The 11396-nt window shown below is 47.1% G+C and carries 8 protein-coding genes; 7 read left to right on the forward strand and 1 reads right to left on the reverse strand.

Going from position 1 to position 11396, the window contains the following annotated elements; all coding sequences use genetic code 11:
- Window positions 1–64: 64 nt before the first annotated feature.
- The 4 genes from PHX60_RS07290 to PHX60_RS07305 all read left to right on the forward strand — a co-directional run bounded on the left by PHX60_RS07290 (window position 65) and on the right by PHX60_RS07305 (window position 6110).
- Complete coding sequence (locus tag PHX60_RS07290) at window positions 65–5002, forward strand: N-6 DNA methylase (protein ID WP_300076301.1); 4938 nt, start codon at window positions 65–67, stop codon at window positions 5000–5002.
- A gap of 209 nt (window positions 5003–5211) precedes the next feature.
- Window positions 5212–5394, forward strand: coding sequence for a hypothetical protein (locus tag PHX60_RS07295; protein ID WP_300076303.1), 183 nt, complete (start codon window positions 5212–5214; stop codon window positions 5392–5394).
- 135 nt (window positions 5395–5529) lie between these two features.
- Complete coding sequence (locus PHX60_RS07300; RefSeq protein ID WP_300076305.1) at window positions 5530–5769, forward strand: hypothetical protein; 240 nt, start codon at window positions 5530–5532, stop codon at window positions 5767–5769.
- A 53-nt stretch (window positions 5770–5822) separates the two neighbouring features.
- Window positions 5823–6110: a hypothetical protein gene (locus PHX60_RS07305; RefSeq protein ID WP_300076307.1), complete on the forward strand. Its 288-nt coding sequence runs from the start codon at window positions 5823–5825 to the stop codon at window positions 6108–6110.
- A 75-nt stretch (window positions 6111–6185) separates the two neighbouring features.
- On the opposite strand, the gene PHX60_RS07310 is transcribed toward PHX60_RS07305, so the two are convergent.
- Window positions 6186–8081: a DEAD/DEAH box helicase gene (locus PHX60_RS07310; RefSeq protein ID WP_300076309.1), complete on the reverse strand. Its 1896-nt coding sequence runs from the start codon at window positions 8079–8081 to the stop codon at window positions 6186–6188.
- A gap of 308 nt (window positions 8082–8389) precedes the next feature.
- Between PHX60_RS07310 and PHX60_RS07315 the strand changes: the two genes are divergently transcribed.
- From PHX60_RS07315 to PHX60_RS07325, 3 genes are all read left to right on the forward strand, one after another.
- The gene (locus PHX60_RS07315; RefSeq protein ID WP_300076311.1) at window positions 8390–9841 is read left to right on the forward strand and encodes a hypothetical protein; all 1452 of its coding nucleotides are present in this window, start codon (window positions 8390–8392) and stop codon (window positions 9839–9841) included.
- Between the two features lie 123 nt (window positions 9842–9964).
- The gene (locus PHX60_RS07320) at window positions 9965–10552 is read left to right on the forward strand and encodes a hypothetical protein (protein WP_300076313.1); all 588 of its coding nucleotides are present in this window, start codon (window positions 9965–9967) and stop codon (window positions 10550–10552) included.
- Between the two features lie 123 nt (window positions 10553–10675).
- The gene (locus PHX60_RS07325) at window positions 10676–11245 is read left to right on the forward strand and encodes a hypothetical protein (RefSeq protein WP_300076315.1); all 570 of its coding nucleotides are present in this window, start codon (window positions 10676–10678) and stop codon (window positions 11243–11245) included.
- Window positions 11246–11396: the final 151 nt, after the last annotated feature.

The following is an 11396-nucleotide window of genomic DNA, read 5'->3' on the forward strand; positions in this document are numbered from 1 at the left end:
AATACTGTAACGATATTCAAAACCAGGAGATTTTCATAAGAGGCTTTTGTTTTTGTTCTCATAAATGCAAAAACAAAAACCTTTTTTAACCATTTTTTGGAAGGTTTTTATGAAAAAGAAAGTTAGCTTGAGCACATTGCAAATGGACTTGTTTGGTGGCTGCGACTATGCGGTGATCGACACTCCTGTTGTAGTACCAAAAATCATTTCCGAGAAAAAGGAAGTGGTGGAGCGCATTGAGCAAGCATTTGAGGAGCAAGCAAAAAGCAAGCGTGCCTTGTTTGAGTTGCTGGATGAACACTTGGCTTGCCTAAGTTCTTCTCGCTCAAAAGTGCAAGCCAACATTCGCGCCATTGAAATTTTGCAGCAATCTGGCCCTAAAACTGTAGAGGAAAAAGCAGCACTGGTTGCTTATAGCGGCTGGGGTGGTTTGTCTAATGTCTTTACTCCTAAAACAGAGTTCCCTGCCGAACAAAAACGGCTGCGGGAGCTTTTGAGTGAAGATCAATACAGCAGTGCAATGGAGTCGGTTCTGTCTGCGTACTACACCGAGCCTGCTGTCGTTCGTGCCATGTGGAAGATGATTCGACACATGGGTTTCACGGGTGGCAAGGTGCTGGAGCCATCATGCGGTGTGGGGCATTTTATTGGGGCTATGCCTCAAGACTTGCGCCAAGAATCGCATATCTCGATGGTGGAAATTGACGATACGACGGCTGCCATTGCACAGGCAGTTTACGCTGATGAACAAACCATTGTTTATCACACTGGCCTGCAAAATGCACCAATTCAGTCTGAAAGTTTTGATCTGGTTATCGGGAATGTGCCGTTTGGCAACTACCGCGTAACGGATCGAAAATTTGACCACTTGCGCTTGGTTATTCATGACTACTTCTTTGCGAAGTGTCTGAATGCTTTGCGTGTTGGTGGCATCATGTGCTTAATCACATCTACCGGAACGATGGATAAAGAGGAACACAAGTTCCGCGAATATCTAGCGCAACGGGCCAACCTGCTAACTGCTATCCGACTGCCCACTGGTGCTTTTAAGCGCTTGGGTTCAACGGATGTTGTTGCAGACATTCTTGTTTTTCAGAAAAAGGAGTATCAACCAGAAGTTAAAGATTTTAATTTTGGCCCACTGAAAAGCCCACCGCCACAAATGCAAAAAGGCTACTTTGGAGCAAAAATCAACGTCTTCTTCGCCAGCAATAAAAATAACGTCTTGGGCGCATTGGAAACTCGAACTGCAAGGTTTGGTACCACTACCAGCGTTGTCGCACGAGAGAACTGGATGCAAGAGCTTGAGGAGCTGGCTATTTCGCAAAACCTTCGGGGGCGATTTGACCCAGCGCTGAATGTTCGTGCAGACCATCGTGCAGCAATTATCAAAGATAAAACTGGCCTGAAAACCGGGGTGGCTTACGGCTACTTCTTTGATGATGACGGGCAATTGATGCAGCTTGATGAGTGTTCTGAGGTGAAAACTTTGGGGCATTTGCCAGCAAGCACCTTGCTACGTTTAGAAGGTATGACGCATATCCGCAATGCTGTACTAGAAGTGCTAGAGGCCGATTCTATGCAGTGCGAAAGTGCTGCTGCGAAGCGGGAAAAACTCAACCGCTTCTACGATGTGTTTGTCAAGCGCCACGGCTTCTTGATGACACCCCATAATCGTCGCCTGTTTTCTGCTGATACGCACGCTCCTTTGCTGTGGTCGCTGGAGATGTACGATGAGGAAAAAGAAACCGCTGTTAAAGCGGATATTTTCTACAAATCCACGGTGTCGCAAGCAGTCTTGGCAGAAAGTGCTGAAACGATGGGGGAAGCTATTGCCCTGTCCTACAACAAATTTGCTAAGTTTGTGCCCGAGTTCGTTGCAAAGGTGCAAGGCCGTCGAACCGAAGATATTTTAGAGGAGCTTATTAGTGAAGATCGGGTTTACCTGAATCCGCTCTCGCTTAAATGGGAAGACAAAGAAAGCTATCTCAGCGGTAATGTGTACGAAAAATTGGATGTGGCAAAAGCTGCTCAAGTGGGAGACTCTCGCTTTGAGCGCAATGTCGCTGCATTAAAAGCAGTAGTGCCTACCCGCATTCCATTGCAGTCGGTTGCTGTTCGCTTGGGTGTGCCGTGGATTAGTGCTGAAATAATTGAAGGGTTTACCCTTGAAGTTATCAGTATTAATTCTAGCTGCATTTCAATTACGCATTTACCCAGTGCTGCAAGTTGGACGGTCAGTGGTTTAGCCAAAAAAGACTTGAATGTAAATTCTGCATGGGGAACTACACGCAGAAGTTTTGTTTCGCTTCTTGAGGATTTATTGAATCAGAAGTCAACAGAAATTTACGACAAGGAAGTGCTGGCTGACGGAAAAGTCAAAATGGTTCTCAATGCAGACGAAACTCTCGCTGCCCGTGAAAAGGCAGAAAAAATCCAGAATGCTTTTGCTGAATGGGTTTTTACGAGTGAAAAACGGGTCGCTGAATTGGAGGACATTTACAACCGTACCTACAACGGTCAGGTCAATCGCTGCTATGACGGAAGTCATTTGGTTATTCCTGGACTTAACCCGGAAATCAAACTGCGTGCAGCGCAAAAAGACTCTATCTGGCGTGGGTTGGTAAGCGGCAATACGCTCTATGCCTTGGCAGTGGGTGGTGGTAAAACACTGATCCAGATTTGTGTTGCACATGAATCAAAACGCCTGGGTATTGCAAACAAGCCAATGCTAGTGGTTCCGAATCACATGCTTGAGGCTTTCGCTGGTGAATATCTGCGGGCTTTTCCGCGAGCAAAAATTCTTGCCGCAAGCAAGGAAGACTTACAAGGAGAACGGAGAAAAACTTTGCTGATGCGTGCAGCAACGCACGACTGGGACTGCATCATCATCACACACAGCTCCTTTGGACGCTTGACGGTGGGGACGCGGGCCTTGGATGAGTTCTGCAAAGACATTGGCAATAAAGTGCAAGAGGCCATCATGGGCGCGACTGACGACAACGCAGTTCGTGAAGCCATGCGCCAGAAAAAACTCATTGAGGAAAAACTCAAAAAAATGAGTGAAGGCGATAAAGACACTGGGATGCTGACCTTCGAGCAGTTGGGCGTTGACCTGCTGTGCGTGGATGAAGCTGACCTGTTCAAGAACCTCTGGTTCCACACTAAAAAAACTCGTGTCGCTGGTCTAGCCAATACCTGTTCTGGGCGTGCCTTGGACTTGTACCTGAAAAGCCGCATGATTTTTCAACGACGCAATTTTGATGGCTTCGGCTTGATGTTCGCAACGGCTACGCCTATTGCTAACACCATCGCTGAGATGTTCATCATGCAAACTTATCTGCAACCACTGACTATGGAGAAAAAAGGAATTGATAGCTTCGATGCTTGGGCTGCTAACTTTGCACGGGAGGTAACTTCCATCGAGGTCAAGCCCGAGGGTTCAGGATTCCGTATGCACACCCGGTTTGCCCGGTTTGTGAATGTGCCTGAGCTGATGCTGTTGTTCCGAGAAATCGCTGAAATTCGTACCAAGAAAGACCTGGCGCTGCCCGATCCCGTTCTGTTCGGTGGAAAGCATACCCTCGTTTCTGTTCCCGCTTCTGTGGAGCAAAAAGAGTTTGTGCAGTCACTGGTGGAGCGTGCTGATTTGATTCGTTCGGGTGAGGTCAAGCCAACTGAGGACAATATGCTGTGCGTCACCAACGATGGCCGAAAGGCTGCGCTGGATATGCGCTGTATGAATCCAATGGCAGCAGATAACCCCTTTAGCAAAGTCAATGCCTGCGTGGAAAAAGTGTTTCAACACTGGAAAGATGGACAACAGGAGCGTCTGACGCAACTGGTGTTTTCTGACCTGAGTGTGCCTAGCAACACTGCGTTCTCTGTGTATGGCGACATTCGCCAGAAGCTGATGGAGCGCGGCGTACCAGCAGAGGAAATTGCGTTCGCGCAAGACTACTCCACTGATAAGGCCAAAGCCGAACTACACCGCAAGGTGCGACAAGGAATGGTGCGTGTGCTGATTGGTTCTACGGAATTGATGGGCTTCGGTACCAATGTGCAAGACCGACTCGTAGCAAAGCATGACCTGGATGCCCCGTGGCGGCCTCGTGATGTGGAGCAGCGTGATGGTCGGATCATCCGACAAGGAAACAAAAATGAAGTAGTTTGGATTTATCGCTACGTGACTGAACAAACTTTTGATGCTTATATGTGGCAGACCTTGGAGCGTAAAGCCGGGTTCATCGCGCAAGTGATGGAACACTCGGGTGATGCGCGTTCGGTCGAAGATGTTACCAGTCAGGCGCTCTCGTTTGCTGAGGTCAAAGCCTTGGCTTCTGGAAACCCTCTGGTGATTGAAAAGGCTGGCATCGATGCTGATGTGACACGCTTGGCTGCACTGAAAAGTGTCTATCTGAGCGATAAGCGCAAGTATGTAAGCAGTCTGCACCACGAAAAGCAAACCCTAGAGTACCGTGAAAATCTGGTGCGTCTGTTGAGTGCTGATATTGATGCCATTGGTGACACCACGAAAGTGGTCGTTGATGGAATCGAAGCACAAGACCCACTAAAGGCTGGCAAGATGATTATGCAGCGCAATGCTGTAATTTCTGCAATGCTCAAGGAAAAGTCTAATCGCACTCTTGCTATCTGCAAAATTGGCAACGCCACATTGGAAGTTGTTGATTTCGGCTACAAGCGGACAAAAGTTCGCATGAATAGTGGAAGTCACGATATTGATGTGCCTTACGGTGCCGAAAACATCGCTGCGTTCTTGATCGAAAAATCTCTGGAAAAACAACTGCGAGAAATCGTAGAAAAAAATCTGGAGGCTATCGAAAAAGGCCGTGATGCAATCAAAACCCTCACACAGCGCTGCTCTATGCCGTTTGAGCATGAAAATGCTCTCAATGCAGCAGTTGCACGCCAAGAGGAAATTGATGCAAGTCTGGAAATCGACTCGCAAGATATGTCTCTGGTTGCAATGACCGAAGACTAAAAAAGCACAGTGCCTGCCCCGAAAGGGGTGGGTGTGCTAAATTTTCCAAAGTCAGGAAAAAATTTTCCATAAATTTAGAAAAAAAAATTCCGAAATCAGGAAAAATTTTCCCGGATTTGGGATGGAATTTTCAAAAGGCCGCTCGCTTTCTGAAAACCCCTTTCCTTTTTCAACACCGCCTTTTGCGGAATTTTTAGGAAGGAATACTGATGGAATACTACGAAATTGGCCCCAGTCCTTGGGGTGAAGAATGCGCGCAAATTGGAGAGGATGGTTACAACGCTCGTGCTCGTGCTGAGTGCCGTGCCTTTATTGGTCAAATTTTGCGGCACTATCCAGCTCTCAATGCCCGCTCAAAAAAGGGTGGGCGTGCTGAAAACTACAAAATTTGAATGATTTTTTGAGCGCTACGCAAAACCAAAAACCTGAAAATAGGCTATTGAATTTTTAAGGGGCCACTTCGCTTGTTAAAAGTTCGATGACAAATCCTTTATTAACACCACACTTGTGGAAATTCAAGGGACAAAATGAGTGAAGTTATATTCTACCGAATTATTCTTGCAGCTGTGGCAAACTGCCGCTCTGTTGGTTATCGTCAATTTGGAATGATTTCTATGGCTAAACATTTAGGTTTTTTCAACACTGAAGAAACACTAGAAAGAGATTGGACTGATTTTCTTAAAAAGAATATCAGCGCCAAAAATTGCAATGAAATTTTAGACCTTCTTTTGAGTCCCGCAAAGACTCAAAAAAGGGTTATTCTCTAGTTTAATGATGGTGGCCGCTTCGGCAGTCACCTTTTTATTTATAAAATATGGTTATGCAAAAAACAAAACAGCAGAAATTAATGATAGCGCGTTTTGATTCGGTGCAATATGTTGCTCGTCTAAAAGCAGAAGGATTTTCTGAACAACAGTGCAAAGCTATGGCTGATGCCTTAGCAATTGCACTGGGAGAAGCTGCGGTAGGAGAAATAGCTACAAAAGAAGATTTTTCTGCTGTAAAAATTGATTTGAAAATTATTAAATCTGACAACAAAACAATCGAGTGGCTTCTAGGAATTTTAATGGTTGGAATGTTTCTGCTTTCGTGGAAAATTTATCTGTGAATTTAGAATTTTTTGGATAACCTTCAAAGGTTGATTTTCTAGCTTAACAAAGGCTGCTTCGGCATCCACCTTCTCCTATTGGGCACTTGATGTATCATGTGATCCACCAGGCAAAAAATCCGCAACGTCTAGCCTAGCCAGCTTAAACGTCCCATTAAACTTTCCGCTTTGCAGCTCCCCTAAAATATCCCCAAAGCCACGAATTTCCATATCTCTTTCAGCCAGCGAAAATCCATCGAAATGATTGCACACGGCATTCAATCGTTCCAAAGTAGTCCCAGCAGGCTGTTTATCCACCATCATTACAAAGTCTGCTGATCCGCCATTACGGGCCAAGCGCCCACGCAACTGGTGCAGCTGGGCCACGCCAAATTTATCGGCATTGGACACTACCATCAGCCCAATATCGGCTACGTCCACGCCAACTTCTACCGCTGTGCTGGCCACAATGATTGGCTGCTCTCCCGTGGCGAATGCGGTCAATGCCTTTTGCTTTTCCGCTGGCTTGAGCTTGCCATGCAAGATGCTGACTTTGCTGGGGAAGCGCTCAGACAAACGCTTGCCTGCATCAATCACTGATGCGCCCTCTCCTGTAACACGGTGGTACAGGAAAATAATCTTCTTGCCCATGTCAATATGCTGGCGCACCAGTCCTCCCACACTGCCCCTGTGTCGCGGTATGGCGATGCAAGATCGGATGAGCTTGGGTACAGGGCCGTTCACGATTTTCACTTGCTTCCACCCATCGAAGATAGCCAGCGCTAAAGATCGCGGAATTGGCGTTGCGCTTGCTTCGATGATGTGCGTGTGGGCATGGGCCAGGATTTTGCGTTGCTCCACCGAGAACTTGTGCTGCTCATCGATCACCAGTGCCTCCAGCTTTTGCATGGCAGGCAGATGAAACAAGGCTTGTGTACCAATCAGCATCTTGGCCGCCCTAGTAGGCTTATCGGCCCCTGCAATGACTAAGGCTGGCTTGAGGTCTGGGAAGCGGGCTTGTGCCTGAGCGTGAATCTGTCTGGCCACCAGATCACTGGGCACCACTACCGCCACCCTTTTGCGGGTGGTGCGGGCTACTGCGGCAATGGCCAGCAGGAACACCAAAGTCTTGCCCGTGCCAACGTCCCCATTGAGCAGAATGCGCGCTCCAGACTTGCCGTTAAATTCGAGTCTGATCTCGTTGAGCGCACGGCGCTGGTCTGGGCTAAGTGTCTCTTTCTGCGCCTTGACCGCCTCAATCAGCGCGGCATCGATGTTGTAGCGCGCTGGCTCATCGGATGTTGGCGCATTGCCAGTCTTGGCTGCATGGCGTATCTCGGCTACCACGGCTTGACGGGCTATAGCGAGTGCAGTTTCAGCGGATTGAAGCGTGGCAGGTGTGTGCAGGTCTTTGATAAGCTGCACCGAACTAATGCCTCGCTGCTGTAGCAATTGGCTAATCGGCAAAACACTCGAAACTATCTCAGCTGCCTCCTGCACTGCGGATGGCTCTAGTAGTGCAGCTTTGATTCCTTGCTCAATTTTGTCACCAGAAATAAGACCTGGCACGCCAACATACTGCGGCTCTACTTTGCCCGTGAAGCTAGACAGTGCCGCATTAAATATCATCGGGCCTTTCCCGGTCATGCGGCGGCTTCCTTGAATCAAAATTTGCTGCCCAACAAGCTCTTTGACTTCATCGGGCTTAACGCCAAAACATCGCACATGCAGCGCTTTTGCGTCAGAAAAATCCATGCTCAGACGGATCATTCTAGGAAACGGACTTTTTGTTTCGTTCCCCTTCGCATCTATTCCTGCCCACGAACTCAATTTTCCTCGAAAAATGACAGTTTTATCTTCTGGCGCATTGTTTATAAAATGAAAAACGTTAGATTTGTCGATGTATTCTTTTGGCAGTACCAACAGGGCAGTCGCCGCGCTACTGCATCCCAGGGGCGCAAGAGAATCGAAGGTTATTTTATTTTTCTGCATGAGCAATTACACCAATTCGGTTATCACTCGAATATAACAAAAGATTAGCGAAATTCGCAATCTTTCAATTCCCTAAAAGCAAAATTTAGCTGTATCGTTACGGTTGGTCAGTAGCTACAGGTGTGCCCTTCTTCCTTGGTTGGTTGAATTCGCTACAGGGGTGTAGGGGAAAAGGGCACACCTGTAGAGAGGAATCATCTCCGTTCCTCACTTACTGACTTCAACGCCGCGCATGTGGCAAGAGAAGATCACAGCCAACTTCTGGCTGGGATAACTTTGTTGAGCGGGTAGCTGCTCAAGGAGAAAAAATGAAATCGTTTTTGGCTGAAGTGGTCGCAAAAAATAATGTGGCTGCTGGTTTTTCTGTGTCCGGTAAAATTCGCGCTGGCTTTAAAGTAATGACGAAGCGGGCATCTGAAAATGCTAAAGCTGTAGAGATTTATCGCAAAGTGCAAGAAGGCAAAATGTCTTTTCAGCAAGCTGCGAATGAAATCAAGCAAAAAGCTGGAATCGACAATCCGTTCTATCCACGCAATACTGCCTATTTTCACGCCCATCCTTGGGATATGGAAAGTGGCAAAATCGCTTCGGACAAGCTGCTGGAGTTGTATGGAGAAAAACGTGAGGGTGATACAGAGCCTCGCCTGTACCGCTTTCCAGTAGTTTTTCCTGATGTTGGTCGTAATGGCATTGACACGATTCTTGGATCGGGTCTGGCTGTGCGAGGAAATACAGGCATCACCAACTACCGCAGTCAATACGCTGAGGACGGCACCCGAAACTGTGTCTATCTGCCTCCAGTCGTACCCAATGCCGATGCCAAACGCAAGCAGTTCGCACGGCGTGAGTTCATCATCCGTGGAGTCTGCAAGACCGAAGAATGCACTGAGTTCGCCATCGGTGCCTGCCGTTTTGCTGGAACCTTGCGGTTCTACATTCCTGGCATGTCCGGTGGTGGTGTGTTCTCTCTGGAAACAGGGAGTACCCTCGCTGCATCGGAAATCTACCTTCGACTAGCATCCATCTTGCAAGAGTGCGGCAGACTGCCAAACTTCGCGCCTGATGGCAGCCCTGTTTTCTTCATCACCAAGGCCAAAAAGCCTCGTGTGTACTACGATGAAAATGGGGTACAAAAGAAGGGTGATCAATGGGTGGTTGCGCTGGAAATGGACATCGACTTGGCAAAAGTGCGATTGCAGCAAGAGCGCAAGCAATTGTCTCTGGCCGCATCAGCACCTGCCAAACAAGGAGTGGCAATTCCGTCTTCGTGGCGGCAAAGCGATTCTGATGGCAGCTATGGCTACGGTGAAGAAGTCTATGAGGCTCAAAGCCCAGCGTTTTTGCTGGATGCACCTGAAGTCGGTGAAGTAATGGAGCAAGCGCAGACTGTCATGAGCGACATTGACCGCCTGCATGAGCGCGTAGATGTCTATGGAATTCGCCGCAGGGTGGATGAATGGGCAGCACTGCGTCATGGTCAAGATTGGATGCAATCGCCTGAAAAGATAAAACTGGTGTGTGATAGCTTCTTGCAGATTGAGTCAAAGTTCGGTGCCCATTCGGCGCAGTACCTTGATTTGCAGATTCAGCTGTTAAACAACGGGATTTCTTATCAAGACGTGACTCTGCCATATATCAAAAAGAAATTCGGTGGGCTTGGGATTGGTGAAAATCTTCACATTATCCTATCGCATATCGATGAACTTCTTGAAAAAGGCGTAGATTCTGCTATATCAGTAATGAAAAGCGAAGTTGCATAATTTCGTAACCTCATAAAACAAAACCCGCTTTGGCGGGTTTTCTTATGCCACTATCAAGGCATAAGAAAACTCGTTTTCCTTGATTTTTTAACACCGATTTTTCGGAAATTCAAGGAGTAAATTATGGGATGGTTTTTCTATAACAATAAAAATATTGGCAAAAAAGAAATTATTGACCTCTTGATGAAGGATGATTTTTTAGACGGATATAATTTGATTGAGTATAAGGTAGCTGCAAACAACCTTTGGTATCTTCTTTCTCGTCCTGACGGAACAAAGACCATTGGACTGTATATGCTGCAATCTGGTGGTAATGAATCAGGTTGGGGCTACCAAGGAATGAGTGAAGATTCTGGGCCTTATCAGCTCAACTGCCCTCTGTCATTGCTTGAAAAGGCCGATCCTCCTACGTCTGATTATGCAAAAGAATGGAGGGATAAAGTTCTAGCTGCCAATAGCAAAAAGAAAGAACTGCGTTCAAAGTTGGCTCCTAAAGTTGTGGTTCGTGTTAATCAAAGGGAGTTTGAACTCATTTGTAAACAACCGCGCTCATCAACTTGGACAGTTAAAGAAATTGCAACAGGTAAATTTTTTGGCATTGCTAAATCAGTGATGGCAGAAGCTGAGATAGTTGAGGATGACAAGCAAGCTGCAAGCGAATTGTTTACCTCGCAAGCAATTTTATTCAGCGATGAATGTGAAGTTGCATAATTTCACTGCCTGATAAAACAAGACCCGCTTTGGCGGGTTTTCTTATGCCAGACAATCAAGGCATAAGAAAGCCTGTCTCCTTGGTTTTTAACGCCATTTTTTGGCAATTCAAAGGAGTAAATTATGGGATGGAGTTTTAGCTGGAATGTAAACGAAGGCAAAAAAGAGCTTGTCGAAAGGCTGGTTAATCGTGGCTTTTCCCCTGGCTACAAAATGCTCGAACACAAAGTCGTTGGCAACAACCTCTGGTATATTTTTTCTCGTCCAGATGATAGCAAATCGATTGGGCTGTATCGTTTACAGCCCGGTGGAAGAAGTGACGAGGGCTGGGGCTATAAAGGTGTGGGTGAAGATAATGGCCCTGGCGAACTAGATTGCCCGATTGCATTTATCCAAAAGTGTGACCCGCCGCAGACTGATTATGCGCGGGAGTGGCGCGAGAAGGTGATGCAATTCGATGCACGAAAGAAGGAACTGAAAAAGAGTCTTCGGCCAGGTGTGCTGATTAATCTTTGGAAGAAAGATTACCGACTGATTGAGAAACAAAAATCGCAATGGATCGTCCAAAGCGTCGAGACAGATACACTGTTTCGGCTTCCGAACGAAGGCATGATGTCCCTGACTATCATCTCGGAGCAAGTGGCTACACCAGCCCCTGCGCCGGAAACCCTTGATCTTTTTGTTACTGCCTAAAAAACCAAGAAGCCCTCCAGCCTTTCGGTTGGGAGGGCTTTTTTGTGCGTTCGTGCTGCTGAGTACGACCGGCCAAATTTGGCCGGTCGGTGGTGTGAGAGAACGAGGCGCTTGGCTGTGGAGTGGTGTCCAGCATGGCCCGCGCCTTGGG

The sequence above is a fragment of the Giesbergeria sp. genome (assembly GCF_028686475.1).
GTDB lineage: Bacteria > Pseudomonadota > Gammaproteobacteria > Burkholderiales > Burkholderiaceae_C > Simplicispira.